General features: G+C 40.1%; 16 protein-coding genes. 2 read left to right on the top strand and 14 right to left on the bottom strand.

The window, feature by feature from the left end; all coding sequences use genetic code 11:
• The first annotated feature begins 132 nt into the window (after positions 1-132).
• Positions 133-1,071 (top strand): methionyl-tRNA formyltransferase, encoded by a 939-nt coding sequence (locus R2Q94_RS02200; protein ID WP_316819794.1) that lies wholly within the window; start codon positions 133-135, stop codon positions 1,069-1,071.
• A 397-nt stretch (positions 1,072-1,468) separates the two neighbouring features.
• Here the strand turns inward: R2Q94_RS02200 and R2Q94_RS02195 are convergent, their stop codons facing one another.
• The 4 genes from R2Q94_RS02195 to R2Q94_RS02180 all read right to left on the bottom strand — a co-directional run bounded on the left by R2Q94_RS02195 (position 1,469) and on the right by R2Q94_RS02180 (position 6,489).
• Entirely contained in the window at positions 1,469-3,115 is a 1,647-nt protein-coding gene (locus tag R2Q94_RS02195; protein ID WP_316819793.1) for a hypothetical protein, read from the bottom strand.
• A 1-nt stretch (position 3,116) separates the two neighbouring features.
• Positions 3,117-4,166 carry an HlyD family secretion protein gene (locus tag R2Q94_RS02190; protein WP_316819792.1) on the bottom strand — a complete coding sequence of 350 codons (1,050 nt, stop codon included), beginning with the start codon at positions 4,164-4,166 and terminating at the stop codon, positions 3,117-3,119.
• Positions 4,167-4,173: 7 nt separating this feature from the next.
• The gene (locus R2Q94_RS02185) at positions 4,174-5,496 is read right to left on the bottom strand and encodes a TolC family protein (protein ID WP_316819791.1); all 1,323 of its coding nucleotides are present in this window, start codon (positions 5,494-5,496) and stop codon (positions 4,174-4,176) included.
• Positions 5,497-5,610: 114 nt separating this feature from the next.
• Positions 5,611-6,489 carry a helix-turn-helix transcriptional regulator gene (locus tag R2Q94_RS02180; protein ID WP_316819790.1) on the bottom strand — a complete coding sequence of 293 codons (879 nt, stop codon included), beginning with the start codon at positions 6,487-6,489 and terminating at the stop codon, positions 5,611-5,613.
• A 172-nt stretch (positions 6,490-6,661) separates the two neighbouring features.
• Here R2Q94_RS02180 and R2Q94_RS02175 point away from each other — a divergent pair, with 172 nt between their 5' ends.
• Positions 6,662-8,443 carry an aminopeptidase P family protein gene (locus tag R2Q94_RS02175; protein WP_316819789.1) on the top strand — a complete coding sequence of 594 codons (1,782 nt, stop codon included), beginning with the start codon at positions 6,662-6,664 and terminating at the stop codon, positions 8,441-8,443.
• Between the two features lie 325 nt (positions 8,444-8,768).
• On the opposite strand, the gene R2Q94_RS02170 is transcribed toward R2Q94_RS02175, so the two are convergent.
• The 10 genes from R2Q94_RS02170 to R2Q94_RS02125 all read right to left on the bottom strand — a co-directional run bounded on the left by R2Q94_RS02170 (position 8,769) and on the right by R2Q94_RS02125 (position 19,446).
• Positions 8,769-9,557, bottom strand: a complete 789-nt coding sequence (locus R2Q94_RS02170) for an SDR family oxidoreductase (protein WP_316819788.1) — start codon at positions 9,555-9,557, stop codon at positions 8,769-8,771.
• Positions 9,558-9,564: 7 nt separating this feature from the next.
• Positions 9,565-10,398, bottom strand: a complete 834-nt coding sequence (locus R2Q94_RS02165; protein ID WP_316819787.1) for an amidohydrolase family protein — start codon at positions 10,396-10,398, stop codon at positions 9,565-9,567.
• On the bottom strand, positions 10,385-11,242 hold the full coding sequence (locus tag R2Q94_RS02160; protein WP_316819786.1) for a fumarylacetoacetate hydrolase family protein: 858 nt from the start codon (positions 11,240-11,242) through the stop codon (positions 10,385-10,387). The genes R2Q94_RS02165 and R2Q94_RS02160 overlap by 14 nt, the downstream gene beginning before the upstream one ends.
• A gap of 80 nt (positions 11,243-11,322) precedes the next feature.
• Positions 11,323-12,087: an SDR family oxidoreductase gene (locus tag R2Q94_RS02155; RefSeq protein ID WP_316819785.1), complete on the bottom strand. Its 765-nt coding sequence runs from the start codon at positions 12,085-12,087 to the stop codon at positions 11,323-11,325.
• A 77-nt stretch (positions 12,088-12,164) separates the two neighbouring features.
• Positions 12,165-13,823, bottom strand: coding sequence for an altronate dehydratase family protein (locus R2Q94_RS02150; protein WP_316819784.1), 1,659 nt, complete (start codon positions 13,821-13,823; stop codon positions 12,165-12,167).
• A 6-nt stretch (positions 13,824-13,829) separates the two neighbouring features.
• Positions 13,830-14,162, bottom strand: a complete 333-nt coding sequence (locus R2Q94_RS02145; protein WP_316819783.1) for an L-rhamnose mutarotase — start codon at positions 14,160-14,162, stop codon at positions 13,830-13,832.
• Positions 14,163-14,165: 3 nt separating this feature from the next.
• Entirely contained in the window at positions 14,166-15,428 is a 1,263-nt protein-coding gene (gene fucP, locus R2Q94_RS02140) for an L-fucose:H+ symporter permease (protein WP_316819782.1), read from the bottom strand.
• Between the two features lie 85 nt (positions 15,429-15,513).
• Positions 15,514-17,691: an alpha-L-fucosidase gene (locus R2Q94_RS02135; protein ID WP_316819781.1), complete on the bottom strand. Its 2,178-nt coding sequence runs from the start codon at positions 17,689-17,691 to the stop codon at positions 15,514-15,516.
• Between the two features lie 261 nt (positions 17,692-17,952).
• Positions 17,953-18,813 (bottom strand): glucose-1-phosphate thymidylyltransferase RfbA, encoded by an 861-nt coding sequence (rfbA, locus tag R2Q94_RS02130; protein ID WP_316819780.1) that lies wholly within the window; start codon positions 18,811-18,813, stop codon positions 17,953-17,955.
• 60 nt (positions 18,814-18,873) lie between these two features.
• Positions 18,874-19,446 (bottom strand): DUF3109 family protein, encoded by a 573-nt coding sequence (locus tag R2Q94_RS02125; RefSeq protein ID WP_316819779.1) that lies wholly within the window; start codon positions 19,444-19,446, stop codon positions 18,874-18,876.

The raw sequence follows: 19,446 nt of genomic DNA, 5'->3' as shown, positions 1-19,446 counted from the left end.
GCTTAATCTGAAAAAATTATATTTATTTGCGCTACATTTAACACGAACATATATAAAATTAATAGCCCGGCGAGCGTATTTAGATTTCCTGATTTTTCGGGAAATGGGCATACCTCTTCCAAAACCTTTCTTATGAAAACCTTAATCTTTACAAATAGCGCTTTATATTTAAATACCGCTTTAAGCATCCACGAACATTGCGAAGTCGCAGGAATTGTAATTCCGGAAGAACTAAATTATGAGCTTTTCAACACAGTTGCTTATGCAGAGAACAGACAAATTCCTTTATTAAAAATAGCAAAATCAGATCTTGAAGAAAATGGCGCAGTAGCCACACTTATAAAGGATTTACAGGTTGAGGCTGTCCTGGTCATGACTTTTCCATTTATTATTCCCGAACATTTACTAAAATCAACTGAAAAGGGATTTTTCAATGTTCATTTCAGTAAACTTCCTACATACAAAGGTTCCGCCCCATTGTTCTGGCAATTGAAAAATGGAGAAAAAGAAACAGGTTTAACCATCCATAGAATGACCACTAAGATAGATGGTGGCCCTGTAGTTTTCAGACAGGAATTGCAACTGTATCCGGGAGAAAACTATGGTCTGGCTAAAGCCCGATTAACCGCCTTACTGGGCGAAAGTATGCCACAGATTCTGGAAAGAATCAAGGCAGAACAATACCTGTATATAGGTGATGAAGAAATTGAAAGTTCCTTCCCGGTTCCGGAAATAAATGACCTGACTATCGATTGGGATACGCACACTGCTATCGAAATTGAGCATATAGTAAATGCTGCAAACCCATTGTATCAAGGCGCGATTACCTATATCGGCGGACAACAAGTCAGAATATTTGAAGTAACGTCTGTTACAGGAGAATTTGATCCCGGAACGGTTGCAGCAGGTACCGTTTTTCATGTGGATCCGGAACACGGTCCGATGGTTCTGACCTCAGATAAATCATTGTTATTATTAAATGTAGTAGGTACTATGGAAGGTGTCTTTAGTGGAAAGAAAATGTGTGCCATCGGTCTAAAAGTTGGTGATCAGTTCATTACATTGAGATAAAGCCTGGCTGAATACGGCTTAAGAAATAAAGGCCTGAAATTTTAGATACTGTTGATATCTTAAATTTCAGGCCTTGTCGTTTTCAAACCTATCTAAACTATCTTTTCCACTATAAAACTAGCTTTATCCACACACAAACAAACACATTATAGCACTGTAATACTGATAATTAACAATACTATCCTCATAGTTATCCACAGCAATAGTTGGTAACTATTTACAATTGTTACCAACAACCAGATGGATACAGATCAGATTGAACAACTGACAATTAACACCATTATCCTCAAGGTTATCCACAAAAAATGTTAATAACTCGGAGTTATTCAACAGAAAAGCCCAGTTTATACACAATTCATCAGGTAATCCACATATCTCTTCCAGGCGACTCTAATGCTTAAGGTGCGATTCCGGCCATCATCTCTTCTTCTCTTTTGAGGATCTCCTGTCCCCGGAGCCTTCTTCTTATGTTGACCAATTTGCGGAAGTTGACCGGTACAAAACGATAGCTCATAATGAACATTAAAACCAGTCCACCTCCCAATACAATCCAGCCAAAGATTTCCTTTGCCGCAGCCATTGTTGCCTGTACCTGAACTATGCCCCAAATGCTAGAAAGGCCTAAGGATTGGGCAAGCTCTATACTTTTACCTTGCGCCACCCCCGCTTGAATTATCGCATTTAATCGTCCACTGAGTAAAGGATCATTGGCATCCATATGCTGAACTAGAAAAGCAGTATGTCTCAACTGCCCTGCATATAGTTCATAAGAATATACCGAACTCCAAAAAGCCGGCCCAATAAAAGAACGAAACAAAATTAATATGGAAACCGCAGCCAATAGCTCTGAAAGCGATAAGCCTTCCGCACAGTATACACCAATAGAAATATAAAGAATCGATAAACCCAATCCCTTTAGAAATAATGGAAAAGCAAGGTCATTAATTTCAATCACCGGACTAAAAAGAAAATACAAGAGTAAATGATAAAGTGTAAATGCAGCAAATCCACAACAGACCAAACCTTTAAGCGGCCACTTTTTTCGAAACCAGCCAAAGCAGAATACACCTCCGGCAAGGGCTCCAACTGCCAGGATCAGGTTGATTTCGGCGTTGCTTAATGCGCTGTATTTTAATACACCTGTAGTAAATGCGCTCTGTATTCCACTACTGGCAAAGAAGATTCCCATAAGAAATATAAATAGCAGCGACATCAACACAGGCTTTCTTTTGAATACCTCCAGACTCAGGAAGGGTCTTTTCAGTATCATTTGACGTTGGATAAACCATACACCAAACAATACCGCAGCAAAAAGTGCAAATTGAATACTTTGATCATTCCACCAATCCAGAATCCTTCCATAAGAGAGTACATAATTCAGGAACATCATCGAACTCAGAATCAACACAAAACTGAACCAGTCTACCTGATAAAAAGGAACTTTCCTGGAACCTCTGTAGTTATGCCCGAAAATCAGAACCAACAATAAACAGAACAGCAATATGGCAATGGTGTAGAAATAAAAATAGTGCCAACTGTATTCAAATGAAAGCCTGGTCGCATAATAACTAAACAACTGTGCCAGCGCAATAGACAGCGGATAAAATACGGAATAAAACTTTGGCCTGTCACCAGTAGGACTAATGATAAACATAATCGGTAAAATCACCTCCATCATAGCAAAAGCTTTAATCATTCCCATCAAAGTATTCGCTGCAATCAAAACCCAGGCATGATCCGTTGTTGCACAAATATAGCTGAGCAGGATCAAATTGCTGAGCGTAAGGATCAGGATATGCCTGGTTCTAAAAAATTGCTTCATCCGCAATGCCAGTGGAAAGACCAATGCCATTCCGATCGCAGAAGCGTAATTAGCCATCATTAAATCTTCGCTGAGCATCCCCTGACTACCTAACATATCTCCAATATTTGTACTGTATATCCCAGTGATTCCAAGAATCGGAACCGTCAATAGAATAATCAGCAGCAGCTGGACAGGCTTAGGCACCCAATCATGAAATAATCCTTGTTTATAGGTCTGCATCTTAAATCGATTCTACTTCTACATTCATACCGGCTCTTAATAACTTTAGCGATTCCGGCTTGTTATCAACAGTGAATTCAATTCGTATCGGTATGCGCTGCTGCACTTTAACAAAGTTACCAGTAGAGTTATCCACAGGAACTGTTGATAACTTTGCGCCAGTTGCCTGAGAGATTGCGGTGATTTTTGCCTTGTAAGATTTGCCACCCAAAGCATCAACTTTCACCAAAACATGCTGTCCGACGCTGATCTTATTGAGTTGTTTTTCCCGGTAATTGGCTACAATCCATTTCAATTCTCCACTCACAAATGAAAGTAATGATTGACCGGGTTGAATTAACTGTCCCTCCTGCAAGGTTCGCCTTCCCACTACCCCATCATATGGTGCTGTAATCACAGTATAGGAAAGGTTCAGTTTAGCCATATCCAAAGCCGCCTTGCTGCGCTTCAGCTCTGCTTCATTCACAGCGATTCTGGAACCGGCTTCTACTGCCGACAATTCCATTGTCCCCTTCTGATGTTTCAGGGCTTCGTATTGTGCTTTTAACGCATCATAGTCCGTTTGCACCTGCTCATATTGTTGTTGTGTAACCACTTCGTCCTTTAATAATGCAGTATAACGTTTATAATTTTTCTCTGCATTTAGTACTCTGGCTCTGATGGCCGCAATATTAGACTCCGATACGGAGACATTATTTTTTACCGTATTTACTCCTGAAGAAGTTACCTTCATAGCCGCCTTAGCATTCATATAGGCCGCCTCTGCCTGTGCAAGAGCAATATTCAATTCCCTATCGTCAATGACTACCAGCGTATCTCCCTTTTTCACAGATTGGTGTTCTATAAAATGAATTTTTTTAATGTAGCCACCAACACGGGTATTAATTGGTGAAATGAATTCCTCTACCTGCGCATCGTTTGTATATTCTGATTTATCAAGCTTGAAATAAATGGCACCAGCCCAAATCAATCCGGTGCTGACCAATAGGATAAGCAAGGTATTAATGATACTGAAGTGTTTCTTTTGTAATGATTTCTTTTGATGTGACATATGAGGATTAATTTAAATTTCCTGTTGTTTTTTGCAATTGATAATAAGTGTAAAGAATGCTGATTTCTGCATTTTTTTGTTGAAGTTCAGCCGCTAATTGGACATTGGTGGCATCCATCAGATCGGTTAATAAAGCCATCTGGTTCAGGTATTTCTTTTCCACAATTCTGAAATTTTCTGTAGCAAGCTGCAGACCTTTCTCCGCCGATTGCAGGAGTTGCTTCGCTTCCCTATGCTTAATGAAAGCTGCCTTTACCGCAATTTCTGTATTTTGTCTCAATTGCTCTGCGACTGCAAACTGCTGGCTCTGCTGCGTTTTAGCCAGGCTGATATTTTTTGGAGCATTGTATAAAGAAGAGATGTTGAAAGCAACACCTACTCCTACCTGCCAGCCATTGCTGTACATATCACGGGCTGGCATTGTGCTTGTTAATGGTCTTAGCATGGAATTCCCGGCATTTAACTGTATACCTGGTAAACGATCGGCTTTTGCCAGGGAGACGTTACGCGCTGCAATTCTATTATTCAATTCTGCAGAACGCAACTCAGGATATTGCTGATAAGCCTGATCCAAATACTCCTGAAGACTAGCCACTATAGGTTTATTACTTAATATCGTGGTATCAGGAAGGATATAAGTATTGTCGGACAAGCCCAAAGCAATGCTCAACTGCTGATTTAATACATCAATATTGTTATTGAGCTGTTGTACTGCTGTTTCAAGGTCAGTAATCAGTAACTCATTTCTAATTACATCATTTTTAGTCACCATACCACTTTTATACATCTTGTTGATGTTGAAAAGTCGCAACTGAGCTAGCCTGATATTTTCCTGATACACCTCTCGCTGATTGTACATCCTGAATAGGTCGAAATAGTTTCCTGCCAAAATAATTTTAACATCCAGACTATTCTTTTGATAGGCTAATGCGGCCAGTTGTTCTTGTAGCCCGGCAATAGCAATGTTGTGATGAATCGTTCCACCTTTGTAAAGCGTCTGACTTGCCTGTACGGCAAAAGAATTGCCGAAATGAGGCATTGGAATTGTAGTTCTTCCAGAAAAATCGTTGTTAAAAACAGTCACATCGCCGATATAAGAAGCCGTAGCCGAAGCGGTAAGTACTGGATTTCTCTGTGTTTTTACCAAATCAAGACGTTGTCTTGCGGCAACTAAACCTATTCTGGAAATTTTGAGTTGCTGATGACTGGTATCTGCAATTTTAAACAGTTCCGGGATACTCAGCTTTTGATAAAGGGTATCCTGTGCCGAGGCAAATTGAGCGTAAGCTACTGTCAATACAGTACTCACAAAAATTATTATATTTTTCACAGAACGAAGGTCGGAATACCAGGAAGGCCAGACTATGTCCGTATAGCAGGGAAATATGTCAGGATGTCGTATTTTGAGGTCGCCTGATCCAGAAAAATGATATTTCCGCCAGAATTAGTGATCTGTACGAAACTGTGTGGGGGTAATTCCAGTATGCTTTTTGAAGTATTTGGCGAAAGTAAATTGATCCGCAAAATTCAACTCTTGAGCCACCTGGGCAATGTTCAATGAGGGATCTCTGAGTAGTACTTTCGCGCCAACTATCACAGCCCGATCAATAAAAGACCCTGTAGTTCTTCCTGTACCTACTTTCAACATTTGACTGAGGTGTTTAGGTGTTACAAATAACCGATCCGCATAATATTTTACACTTCTTTCTTCTTTATAATGTTTGGCTAGTAGCCTCAGAAAACCTATGGTCAACTCTTCCCTTCTGTTTAGTTTTACCTTATGTGAAACATTATACCTGGCATAAATAGAGGCCGCGTGATAAAACAACGACAAGAAACTATGCTTCCTCATCTCCGGCAGGAAAGCAACAGTCGACTCCTCTGCCAATGCTTTTCTAAGTATCTCCTGAAGATTCAACAGTAAGTCCCTTTCTTCATTATTAATTGCATAATAAGGTTGATACGCACCTGTCATCACCTTTACCACACTTGAAGTATTCAGAATAATCCCTGTCTGGCTCATGTAATCAACAGAAAAAACACTACCTACCACTTTAAAGTCAGGGCTGATCTCTGTGAACTCATAAATAGTAGAAGGCAAAATGAAAAGCAATGAGTTTTCTTTTACCAAAAACTCCCTGAGGTTGTGCTTTACAAGCATACTTCCCTTAGTCACAATAAATATGGAGAAATAAGTGGATTTATAGACCTCGCCTACGACAATACGGCTGGAAAAATCCTGCTCCGTAAATACCTTTAACGTGAGTGGAGCTTGTTCCTCCACTTTCCATATCCCCTGATGATGAGCAGCCATTTTCTTCATTTCAGCGTAAAAATAAGAACAATTCCCGCATAAATCAGCACTTGGAGCCTGTATTCCAGCTTGAAAGCAATTGACTAGCATCTATGCGCAGAATGGACCGTGCAGCCATATTTTGTAGAGGAATTAAAATCCATAGCTTTGCGTTACTCGATAGACATAAAAAAGCTAAACCATGACATATCAGGAAAAATTAAGTGCGATACGTTCTCAAATGAAGGCCGACAATGTACAGGCCTATATCATTCCCTCTGCAGACCCACACATTAGTGAATACTTACCCGATCATTATAAATGCATTCCATTTGCTTCGGGTTTCACCGGATCCGCAGGAACATTGGTAATTACACATGATTTTGCTGGTTTATGGACAGACTTCCGTTATTTTGAGCAAGCAGCAGAAGAGCTGGAGAACAGCGGCTTCGAACTGGTAAAACAAAAAATACAGCATGCTCCGGAATACATACAATGGTTGGGTACCCAACTTGAAAAAGGGGCTATTGTAGCCAGTAATGAAAAACTGGTTTCTATCCTTCTAGGCGACTTACTCACACAACAATTCGCTTTAAAAGGGCTTATTTTAGCCGACAAAGACTATTTAAGTCCAATCTGGGAAAACAGGCCTGCATTACCTGCAGAAAAAGCCTACCTGATTGATGAAAAACACATCGGACAAGCGGTAGCCTCAAAGCTAGATGCCGTAAAAGCAGAATTGAGGAATAAAGGGGCTCATTATCATTTGATCTCTTCTTTAGACGATATGGCCTGGTTATTCAATATCCGTGGAAATGATGTCAGCTATAATCCAGTTGTGTTGAGTTTTGCTTTAATCGGGCAGGATCAAGCGACAATTTTTATTCATCCAGATAAGTTAAATGAGGCGGAAACTGCATCATTATTAGCCAGTGGTGTACAAGTAAAGCCTTATGAAACAATTGAAACGGCACTTGCAGCAATTCCAGAAAACAGCAGCATTTTTATTGACCCTAAACGCAATTGTTTCGCTTTTTCCAAGCAATTACCTGCTTCAGTAAAGCTAATAAAAGACACCAACCCTTCTACTAGCCTGAAAGCAATAAAAAATGAAACTGAGCTGGCCAATACCCGCATTGCAATGAATAAAGACGGCGTGGCGATCACAAGGTTCCTAAAATGGCTATCAGAAAACATTGGAAAAATCAAAATCACAGAACTTTCAGCCGCAGCACAATTGCGTAAATTCAGAGCTGCGCAAGATGGCTTCGTTGGCGATAGTTTCAATACAATCAGTGCCTACGCTGCACATGGTGCTTTACCTCACTATGGGCCAACTCCGGAAAGCGATGTAGAGGTAAAAGCACAAGGACTATTCCTTGTTGACTCTGGAGGTCAATATAATTACGGTACGACCGATATCACACGTACCATCCCTATGGGCAACAATACAGGAGAAGAGAAGACAGATTATACTTTGGTTTTAAAAGGTATGATTGACGGTTGTAAAAGCCGTTTCCCAAAAGGCACCTGTGGTTATCAAATCGATGCCATCACCCGTAAACCTTTATGGGATTACGCCATTAACTATGGTCATGGTACAGGACACGGTGTAGGTTATTTCCTGAATGTTCATGAGGGTCCACAGGTTTTTAATCCAACAGCAACGCCTGTTCCTATTGAATTGGGCATGATTACTTCCATCGAACCTGGTGTGTATCGTCCTGGCAAACATGGCGTAAGAATCGAGAACCTGGTCAATACGATCACAGATGTGAGCAACGAATTTAATGAATTCTATGCATTTGAATCTTTAACCATCGCTCCAATCAGTACAGAAATCGTGAAAACAGAACTTTTGGAACAAGGTCAAATTGATTGGTTGAACAGCTATAATGCATTGGTTTATGAGAGACTAAGTCCGATGTTGGAGGAAGAAGAAGCAAAATGGCTGAAGACTTATACAAAACCTATTTATAAGTAAAATAGCTGATACTCCTGTTCTTTTGTTTATAACTCATTTCAAGAAAAGAAGTAGAAGTAGAAGTAGAAGTAGAAAAAATAGTTTTAATAGGACTCGACTGGAATCTTTTGCCCTGAAGAAGGGCAAAACTTCCTATGTCTCTCCTACAAAAACTATTTTTTCTTTAGCATATGTAAAAAAGAAAGGCGCATTTTCTACTCTTTCCCTACTCCACCTTAATGGACTCGCGAAATCTGTGGGCAATTTGAAAAAAAGAAATATGCTTTGACGACATTCAAATGTTTGCTCTTCAGCAAAGATTTGAGGAGGAAAAGGATTTTCTTTTTTAAATTGGGCTAATTGAACGGTCCAAATGCACATAACCACCATCAATGTAAACCAGCTGACCAGTTGTATGACTTGACACTCCAGAAAGCAAAAACACCGTTGCATTCGCAATCTCTTCGGCAGTAGTCATTCTATTCTCAAAAGGAATTTTCGCTTTAATATCCGCCAATTTTTCTTCAGAGTTCGGAATAGAATTGATCCAGGTTTGATATAGTGGGGTATAGCACTCAGCAACAATCACTGAATTCACTCTAATTCCATAAGGCAATAATTCTACAGCCCATTCTCTCGTCAAGGCATTTCTACCACCATTTGAAGCAGCATATGCAGAAGTACCACCTTGTCCTGTATCAGCCACTTTAGAGCCAATATTAACAATTGCACCTTTAGATTTCTTCAATGCCGGTAAAGCATGATGTGCCATTAGATAGTAATGGATTACATTTTTATGCAAACTCTCTACAAAGCTTTCATAATTTCCAGTTTCCAATCCGACGCCATCATTTACTCCGGCATTGTTAACTAGACCATCAATTCTACCATATTTTTCCAGGACGATCTGAATCGCCCTTTCACTGTCTGACGGGTTGGTTAATTCGGCGACCAACTGAAATGCCCTATCCCCGTCAGCAGTAATATCATCTGCAAGCCTTTGGTTATCGGCTGCATTTCTTCCCACAATTACAGGTATCGCTCCTTCTTTTGCCAGAACTCTGACAATTGCTTCACCAATACCTTTGGCTCCTCCGGTAACGACGATTACCTTATCTTTTAATTGCAAATCCATTGACTGCTTATTTTAGGTTATAAAAGTTCTTTGCATTGTTTCCCCAGAAATCTTCTTGTACTTCTTGCGGGAACTTCTCGATATAATTCTTCATCAGGCTGATCACCCTTCCATAATCTGCTGCCAATAGGCATACGGGCCAATCTGAGCCATACATGAGTCGCTTTGGACCAAAAGCCTCGAATATTACATCCAGATAAGGCGTAAAATCCTTCTGCTTCCATTTCTTCCAATCGGCTTCAGTAACCAGACCAGACACCTTACAGGCTACATTTCGGTGTTTTGCAAGATTAATGATGTCTAGTTTCCATTCCTCTATTAAGCCTTCTTTAATGTTGGGTTTAGCCAGGTGATTCAGAATGAACTGTTGTTGAGGAAATTTCGAGACCAGTTCTTCTGCGTATTTCAATTGATGAGGATAAATGAGAATATCGTAGGTAAAGCCATAGTCACTTAATTTACTAATGCCATTTAAGAATTCTGGTTTTAGCATTAAGGCAGGGTCAGGCTCCCCCTGGAGGATATGCCTGAACCCTTTTAACTTTTCATATTTACTCAACTTTCTCAATTGAGTATCAATATCTGCGGCCTGAAGATCTACCCAGCCGACTACACCTTTGATAAAAGGATGTACAGCTGCATGATTCAATTGAAAATCATTTTCCTCCTGACTTTGGTCTGCCTGCACCACAATACAACCATCAAAGTTGTAATGTTCCAGAATAGATTTAAGGTGCTGGGGTAAGAAATCATCCCGAAGCACATCCATATCTTCTGTGATCCAGCTATCTCTTACCTCATCATAATTCCAAAAATGTTGGTGTGAATCAATTTTTAACATAATCTACCAGCAGCTGTTTTGAAGTACCAAGGCCGTCAATACCAAGCTCCACAACATCACCCGCTTTCAAGTACACCGGAGGGTTAAAGCCTAAGCCAACACCTGCTGGAGTTCCCGTAGAAATCACATCCCCTGGCAGTAAAGTCATAAACTGACTCACATAAGAAATTACAAAAGGAATGTTAAAAATAAAGTTAGAAGTATTACCATCCTGCATTTTCTGACCATTTACAGTCAGCCACAGTCGAAGGTTATTTACATCTGAGATCTCATCCTGAGTAGCCATGAAGGGACCTAATGGTGCGAAAGTATCACAACCTTTTCCTTTATCCCATGTACCATTTCTTTCCAGTTGGAATTCACGTTCTGAAACATCATTATGCAACACATAACCTGCCACATAATCCAGGGCATCAGCTTCTTCCACATAAGATGCTTTTTTGCTGATGACGACAGCCAGTTCCACCTCCCAGTCTGTTTTCACAGAGTTCTTAGGAATCGTAATGTTATCATTTGGTCCGGCTAAAGATGTCGTAGATTTCATGAAAATCACTGGTTCAGGTGGCATTGGAGCATTGGTTTCCTTTGCATGATCTGCATAGTTTAAGCCGATACAAACAATTTTTGAAGGGCGTGCTACCGGAGATCCCAGACGTATATCTGCAGGAACAACAGGTAATTTACCTTCATTTTCCTTCACAAAAGCTGCTAATTTTGTAAGGCCATCATTTTGAAAAAACTGTTCGTTATAATCTGCTCCGAAAGCAGAAGTATCATACCAAATATCGTTTATAATTACACCGGTCTTTTCCTGATCGGCTAGTCCCCATCTGATTAATTTCATTGCTGTTTATCTATAATTTGTGTGTATTCTGTTATTGCTTATTGCTTGATTACTAAAGCTAATTTATAAATATAGTTTAGCTAGTTATTCAATTTAATGAAACCACCATCCAGAGGATAGTCATTACCAGTAATAAAACCCGCTTCTTCTGAGCACAGGTAAAGTGCCAATGAGGCTACTTCTTCCGGTTTACCCATGCGCCCTACCGGCTGACTTTTCGATAACTTCTCAAAAATCTCTGCTTCTTGTCCGGCGTAGTTCTTGGCAATAAAGCCATCTACGAATGGGGTATGTACCCTGGCTGGAGAAATGCTGTTACAACGGATCCCCTCTGCCATATAATCACGGGCTACAGAAAGGGTCATCGCAAAGATGGCTCCTTTACTCATAGAATAGGCAAAACGGTCTGTGATCCCCACTACAGCCGCAATAGAGGCCATATTTAAGATTACCGCTGAACTACTGTTCTTCAATGCCGGAATAGCTGCATATAAACAGTTGTACGCACCTTTTACATTTACATTGAATACTTTGGTGAAATCTTCCTCAGAAGTCGTATCTGCTTTTCCGATATGTGCAATACCTGCGTTATTCACTAAGATATCAATCGCACCGATCTTTTGAAAAACATCCAGTACTGCTTCCTGCTTGCTCACATCACAACCATAAGCATCAGCCTGACCGCCTGCGGCTTTAATTTCTGTTACCGCTTGTTCCGCGGCTTCCACATTTAATTCAATAATGTGAACATTTGCTCCTTGTTTAGCAAAGAGCATGGAAATTGCTTTTCCGATTCCACTGCCTCCACCTGTAATAATTGCTGATTTTCCTTTTAAACTAAACATATGATGATAAAATAATGAAACTCTATTGGTACAATGAATTTCTAATTTCTATATTATTTCTTTAATGAGATACTGATTTATAATGAAACTCCTCTTTTCCAGGGAATGAAATCATCCTGGTTCAGTAATACTGCCTTTGGCGTGATTTCTCCGCTTGCCGCCTTGATACAATACTCCAGGATTTCCAGTCCCATTTCTTCAATAGTTTTTTCTCCGCGAATAATTGCACCGGTGTCGATATCGATGATATCTCCCATTCTGGTAGCCAGAGCTGTATTTGTGGCTATTTTAATCACCGGACAAACTGGATTTCCTGTTGGAGTACCTAGACCAGTGGTAAACAAGATCAGCGTTGCACCACTTGCCGCCTTTCCTGTTGTGGCTTCCACATCATTTCCAGGGGTACATACCAGACTTAGTCCGGCTTGAGTAACAGGCTCCGTATAATCCAGCACATCTACTACCGGAGAGGTCCCAGCTTTTTTAGCTGCCCCTGTGCTTTTGATGGCATCAGTGATCAGGCCATCTTTAATATTCCCAGGTGAAGGATTCATATGAAAACCTGAACCTACCGCATGCGCTTGTGCATCATATTCCTGCATCAGGCGGATAAATTTATCAGCTGTCGCTTTATCAACACATCTGTCGATAATGTTCTGTTCTGCACCACACAATTCAGGAAATTCTGCCAGCAGAACTTTAGCTCCAAGTGCCACCAACAAATCGGAGGTATAACCCACTGAAGGATTTGCAGAAATCCCGCTAAAGCCATCACTACCGCCACATTTTACGCCTACACATAGCTCACTTAGCGGAGCAGGGGCACGTTCTATTTTATTGATTTCCGTTAAGCCTACAAATGTTTTCAGAATCGCTTCTTTTATCAATTGTTCTTCACTCTGACTCTGTTGTTGTTCAAAAATCAGGATGTTCTTATCGAATGCCGGGTTTCTCTTTTTAATATCCATTAACAGATCCTGAGTTTGCAAATGCTGACAACCAAGGCTCAACACCGTGATTCCCGCCACATTGGGATGATCTGCATATGCAGCCAGCAAATTGCTCAACAATGCGGAATCCTGTCTGGTTCCACCGCAACCACCCTGATGATTTAGAAACTTGATGCCATCTACATTTTTAAACACCCTGTTCTTTGCAGGCTGTGCCGTAGAAATCTGGTCTGACTGAAAAGATGCCAGTGCTGCCCCTTCATTAAAAGCACTGAGCAATTGATCTGTAAAGGACCTATATTTATCTGTTACGGCATATCCCAAAGTATGGTATAAAGATTCTTTAATCACATCGAGGTTTCTGTTCTCACAGAAAACCGTAGGAATGAACAACCAATAATTTGCGGTGCCCACCCGGCCATCTTTACGATGGTAACCATTAAAAGTACGATCTTTAAATCTGGAAACATCAGGTTTTTGCCATTGGTAATTGATGTCTCTGAAACTATAATCCTGAGAAGCATGGTGGATATTATCTGTAGTCATTAATCCTCCCTTTTTAATGGGAGTTGTTGCTTTTCCTACCAATACCCCATACATGATTACTTCATCCTCCACCTTCATATCCTGGATAAAGAACTTGTGTTTTGCCCGGATATCATCCTGTAAGATAATTTGCGAGTTGTTCCATTCGATGACCTGTCCTTTCGGTAAATCCTGCAGGGCTACCAGCACATTATCATCGGGATGGATCTGTAAAAAACTGTTGTTATTGCTTGCTGACATCGTCCTTTATAATTGAAATATTTTATCCATCATCATCCATTTCTCACCAGGTTTAGCGCCTGGTAGGGCCTGTTGATATTTCCACATGAGATTTTCCCATTCCTGTACCTTCTCATTTCCTGCATCCATTGCTGCTTTTTTATCAAAGCTAAATTCATCGCTGACCTTCATGATCATGAAAAGGCGATTTCCAACCCTATAGATCTCCATATCCTCGATACCGGACGAAGTAATGCTCTCAATGATTTCCGGCCATACTGCCTGGTGCATTGCTTCGTATTCTGCGATCAATTGATCATCCGCTTTTAAATCCAGCGTTAAATAATACTTTTTACTCATAACTTAATTTGAACTAGCTGCTGTAATTGGAACGACCTTATGGCCTTTAATTCCGAATAGGAATACCACTACAAAGCATATTAATGGAACGATATATCCGAGTTGAATGTTGTGGGTAAAGTCAGCAATATGGCCCATTCCTAATGGCAGAACAGCACCGCCAACAATCGACATAATGATCAAACTACTGCCGAATTTTGTGTCTTTTCCAAGATCTCTGATACCCAGCGAGAAGATTGATGGAAACATAATTGACATAAAAAATGCGATTCCAATTACAACATAAACAGCAATCATACCTGTAACGGTCATTGCTGCTGCAGATAATAGGATACAAATTGCCGCATAAATCGACAACAATTTTGGAGGTGCTATAAACCTCATCAAAAATGTGCCAAAGAACCTGCCGATCATGAAAGCCATCCCTACACCAAAACCGGCATACCATGCCGCTTCCTGCTCGTCAATTCCGGCTGCTTTAGTCGCATATAAGATAAAAAGACTAAACACGCATACTTGTGCGCCTACATAGAAAAACTGAGTCACTACTGCCCAGCTCAGGTGTTTATGAGCTAAAGCATGAATGATACCGGTTTTTTCCCCCTTCTTTTGCGCTGTTTCTTTGATTTCAGGGAGTTTAAGAAAAATAAAAATGATGGCGATTACCAGGATGATACTCCCAAGAATCAGGTATGGCATTTTCACACTGGATGCTTCAGAAGCCAGGGCAATTTGTCTGGCTGATTCCGTCATTGCATTTAATTCTTCTTCGGTATTTCCCTTGGTCATGATAATTTTGGCGCCAATAATGGGAGCTAAAGTAGCTGCTAAACCATTGAAAGATTGGGCAAAATTTAAACGAAATGTAGATGTTTCCTCTGGCCCAAGTAAAGAAGCATAAGGGTTTGCTGCAGTTTCCAGAATTGTCAATCCGCAGGCGATGATAAAAAGTGCAATCAAAAAGAAAAAATAGGATTGCATATTCGCGGCAGGAATGAATAAAAACGAGCCTATGGCAAATAAGATCAAGCCAAGGATGATTCCTGCTTTATAACCGAATTTCTTCATCACAAATCCTGCAGGCAAGGCCATCAGGAAATAGGCAATAAATACAGCTGAATCCACCAAAGAAGCTTGCAAAGTCGACAAACTAAAGGACTTTTTAAGATGGGGGATTAAAATTGGATCAAGATTATGAACAAAGCCCCACATAAAAAAGAGGGAGGTAATCATGATAAACGGAAACAGGTATTTATTTTTAGTCATTGGTTTAATTTATTTGGTTACCCAAAGGACGCGAATTCTCTTACATTTTATTTTATGATATTATCATATCATTAAATGATTTTGGCTACTTAGTATGGATTACAAGGCTAACATTTGACAATTGAAGCGTACTATGTGGAGAAAGCGGTTTATGTAACTTCCAGCTGACAGGATAATACTTTCCCTTTTCAAGGGAGATGGAGGGAAGTTCTTTATAATATAATTCCTGGGCTTGCCCATGATCAATTCCAAGATCAATATTTTTTTGATAACCATTGTATAGCTTTACTAACAACTGATTTTTGCCTTTCTTTAATGGCAGCAAAATCAGGTCATTTAGCTGATTTTCCTTAAAAGGATTATTGTGCAAAGCCAAAACTTCTCCATTAAGCACCACTACAATGCCATCTGTACTGGTAAAGTCAGTCAGATAAGGCTGATCCTCTGTTGCATGGATCTCCTGTAAGAGGTACACGGCCGTACTTCGGTCTGCTTCCAATGAATACTTTTCATTGTTTTTCCAATCGGCCTTTTTTGTCCAACTTAGCGACTTCTTATTACCCCATACCTGAGTAGGATCGATATTTTTAACTGCTCCTGGAAAACCTTCAATGCCAGTTTCCTCCGCATCCGTTAAATAAATTGATCCCCAGCTGAGGCTTCCCTTTTGTTTGATTGCTTCAGTTTTACCATCTGTTAAAGTCAATGGGATTACTTTACCATCTAATTCCAGGTCGATCGTCTTTCCTTTGTCCTCTGCAGAATAATAAATCCGAGGGACAAATTCCCCGGTTTTTACAGGCTCCAAAGTCCAGGATTCTTTAACCGTACTTTGAAATCTGGTATTGTAATCTATCCCTGAACTGCTGTAATGCTTAAAAGCATTGTGTGAATTTAAAACCAATCCGGCCACAGGATGGCTTACATGTAAACCGGAAGCAGGTATAGGAATCACATTTGCTGGCGGTACATGATAGCCATTTACAAAAGTAACCTCGATTACTTTAAACGCTTTATCTGGGTCTATTGTAGCCGGAACTTTGATATTAAGCCCCTGACTGTTTTGTGTAAAACTGAGTTTTTGATTTTTCTCCCCCAGTATTCCTATGCTTTTAATTTTTCCGGTAAGCCCTGGCAAAACGATCTGTCCATTCTCAGGACGGCTCATCACGTGCAGATAAAGCTTATTCGGTTTTGATGTTAAACTTCCCCATTTAAAAGAAACATGAAAAGGATCAGGATCTGCCCCATAAATGGCTTCTCCATTTTTATCCAGCCATTTTCCAATGCTGAGTAAAATATCCCTTTCAAAACCGACTACAGATCCATCGCCTTTGGGACCAATATTCAACAGGAAGTTTCCTCCTCTACTCACTACACGGATCAGACTAGTCAATTTTTCTTTGGCTTTAACCCTCTCACTCCCTCTCTCCTGCCATGACCTGTAACCCCAGGTATCATCAAAGAATGAAGCTGGCGATTGCCATGGAACACCAATCGCATAATCTGGTTCCTGGTTATCTCCCATTACATTGAAATCCCCCATATCATTACCAATACGGCTACCGATCATACAATCAGGTTGTAGTTGATGTACCAAATCCCTCAGATCCTTACTTTCATCAGCATTTTGAGATCCCATATCGAACCATAATTCAGAAATTGGGCCGTAATTACTTAACAATTCTGTGATTTGTTTTTTATTGTATTGAACGTGTTCTGGAGTGATATAATCAGAATTACTACTCGAAATGGGCGAAGCCTGAGGATAGTGCCAGTCGATTAGAGAAAAGTATAGACCAAACCTCAATCCAGCACGTTTACAGGCATCCGAAAGCTCTTTCAAAATGTCTCTCTTAAACGGTGTGGCATCAACCACATTGAAATCGGTAGTTGCCGTTTTAAACATGCAAAAACCATCATGATGTTTAGAAGTCATCACAATGGAGCGCATCCCGGCTTTTTTAGCCAGGGAAACGATAGAATCTGCATTCCAATCTTTTGGATTAAACCTTTTAGCAACTTTTGCATAAGTATCGCTATAAATTCCTGCATGAGCCTGAATCTGTTCGCTCAAACCTTTACTGATTTCCTTTCCTTCCCATACACCACCTAATACGGAATAAATGCCATAATGGATAAACATACTATATTTTTGATCTTGCCAGGCTTTCAATGCTTTAGGGTCGTGTTGTGAAAAACCAACACAACTACATAAAAGGAAGAATAGTAACAAAATACCAGATTTCAGTTTCGTTGTCATTAGATAATAAGATTTGGTTATACAGGATCCTGGCTATGAATATAGCCAAAAGCACCTAAACTCAAAGAAAGCAGATTGTTAGGGAGAAAAATTACTGCATTTGTCAAAACACTAAACTATTTTGGCATCCATAAAAATGTTACTTTGTTGTTTGAAACATCAAAATCACATGTATAAAAAAACCCGGCAATTACCGGGTTCTTGACTATATTTTAAATAAGTACGATTTTAAGCTCAGATTTACCTGGTCATTGCCCGCTCTTATTTGATCATTTTTAATAAATAAGCGCCATAACCACTTTTCACTAATGGTGTAGCAATCTTACACAACTGTTCTTTATCTATAAAGCCCATACGATAGGCCACTTCTTCAATACATCCGATTTTCAGGCCCTGACGTTCTTCAATCACCTGTACAAACTGACCAGCCTGCATCAAGGAAGCGAAGGTTCCGGTATCTAACCAGGCCGTTCCTCTACTTAAAACCCCAACTTTCAACTTATTTTGTTCCAGGTATACTTTATTCACATCTGTGATTTCATATTCACCACGAGGGGAAGGCTTAATATTCTTTGCAATCTCCACCACACTATTGTCGTAAAAATAAAGTCCAGGAACTGCGTAATCAGATTTTGGCGCCTCTGGCTTTTCTTCGATAGAAATTGCACGGTTTTCTTCATCAAATTCCACCACACCATAGCGCTCAGGGTCAGAAACACGATAAGCAAATACCACACCTCCATCAGGATCTGCACTTGTCTGTAAGAGATTTGACATGCCATCACCATAAAAAATATTATCACCGAGAACTAAGGCCACCTTATCTGTTCCGATAAAGTCAGCACCGATGACAAAAGCCTGTGCCAAACCGTTAGGTACAGCCTGCTCTGCATAAGAGAATTCACAGCCCAGCTCTTTTCCATCGCCCAATAACTTTTTAAAATTTGGAAGATCATGAGGTGTAGAAATGATCAGAATTTCTCTAATACCAGCCAACATTAAAGTTGACAAAGGGTAATAAATCATCGGTTTATCGTAAACCGGCATCATTTGTTTACTCATGACAAGAGTTAGTGGGTGCAGTCTTGTACCGCTTCCACCGGCTAAAATTATTCCTTTCACTTCAGTATTTGTTTTATGTTTTATTGGTTTAGGTTAATTAATCGTAGAGGAGCGTCCAGCTTAACCTTCGCGATTTAAAGATACACTATTTTCCAGTTCAGCATACCATTCGGCGCCATACTTTCTGATGAGTGGTCCTTTTAAAAACTGATATACCGGCACTTTTAATTCTCTCCCAAAAGAGCAGGCATCATGGCAAATATGCCATCTATCGTAGTTCAACACTTCAAATTCGGGATATTGAGTCACACGGATCGGGTACAAATGGCAGGAGATTGGCTTTTGCCATTCCACGATACCCAGTTCATATCCTTTCTCTATGCCACATTTAGTAATGCCATTCTCGAAAGTTACATAGGCACATTCCTTATTTCCATCCACACAAGGCGTAGTTAAGTCACCATCAGCATCAACCACTGAGGTTCCCTGCTCTTCAATCGCCTGAATTCCTTTTTCTTCCAAAAGATGTTTAATCTTCGGATAAATATCCTTAAGAATTGCGGTTTCTGCAACATCCAAAGGGGCACCTGCATCACCTTCCACACAGCAAATGCCTTTACACTTGTTTAAGTTGCAGACAAAGCTTTCGCTAATCAGGTCCTCGTGAACGAGTGTATTTTGTACTTCTATCAT

This window comes from Pedobacter gandavensis (assembly GCF_032678465.1).
GTDB lineage: Bacteria > Bacteroidota > Bacteroidia > Sphingobacteriales > Sphingobacteriaceae > Pedobacter > Pedobacter gandavensis_B.
This window is presented reverse-complemented; position numbering and strand designations above follow the sequence as displayed.

Excerpts from the sequence above, each read along its gene's own strand:
- R2Q94_RS02145 (WP_316819783.1), bottom strand. The coding sequence starts at position 14,162 with ATGAGTAAAAAGTATTATTTAACGCTGGATTTAAAAGCGGATGATCAA.
- R2Q94_RS02170 (WP_316819788.1), bottom strand. The coding sequence starts at position 9,557 with ATGGATTTGCAATTAAAAGATAAGGTAATCGTCGTTACCGGAGGAGCC.
- R2Q94_RS02160 (WP_316819786.1), bottom strand. The coding sequence starts at position 11,242 with ATGAAATTAATCAGATGGGGACTAGCCGATCAGGAAAAGACCGGTGTA.
- R2Q94_RS02155 (WP_316819785.1), bottom strand. The coding sequence starts at position 12,087 with ATGTTTAGTTTAAAAGGAAAATCAGCAATTATTACAGGTGGAGGCAGT.
- R2Q94_RS02190 (WP_316819792.1), bottom strand. The coding sequence starts at position 4,166 with ATGTCACATCAAAAGAAATCATTACAAAAGAAACACTTCAGTATCATT.
- R2Q94_RS02150 (WP_316819784.1), bottom strand. The coding sequence starts at position 13,823 with ATGTCAGCAAGCAATAACAACAGTTTTTTACAGATCCATCCCGATGAT.
- R2Q94_RS02200 (WP_316819794.1), top strand. The coding sequence starts at position 133 with ATGAAAACCTTAATCTTTACAAATAGCGCTTTATATTTAAATACCGCT.
- R2Q94_RS02125 (WP_316819779.1), bottom strand. The coding sequence starts at position 19,446 with ATGATAGAAGTACAAAATACACTCGTTCACGAGGACCTGATTAGCGAA.
- R2Q94_RS02165 (WP_316819787.1), bottom strand. The coding sequence starts at position 10,398 with ATGTTAAAAATTGATTCACACCAACATTTTTGGAATTATGATGAGGTA.
- fucP (WP_316819782.1), bottom strand. The coding sequence starts at position 15,428 with ATGACTAAAAATAAATACCTGTTTCCGTTTATCATGATTACCTCCCTC.
- R2Q94_RS02195 (WP_316819793.1), bottom strand. The coding sequence starts at position 3,115 with ATGCAGACCTATAAACAAGGATTATTTCATGATTGGGTGCCTAAGCCT.
- R2Q94_RS02180 (WP_316819790.1), bottom strand. The coding sequence starts at position 6,489 with ATGAAGAAAATGGCTGCTCATCATCAGGGGATATGGAAAGTGGAGGAA.
- R2Q94_RS02135 (WP_316819781.1), bottom strand. The coding sequence starts at position 17,691 with ATGACAACGAAACTGAAATCTGGTATTTTGTTACTATTCTTCCTTTTA.
- R2Q94_RS02175 (WP_316819789.1), top strand. The coding sequence starts at position 6,662 with ATGACATATCAGGAAAAATTAAGTGCGATACGTTCTCAAATGAAGGCC.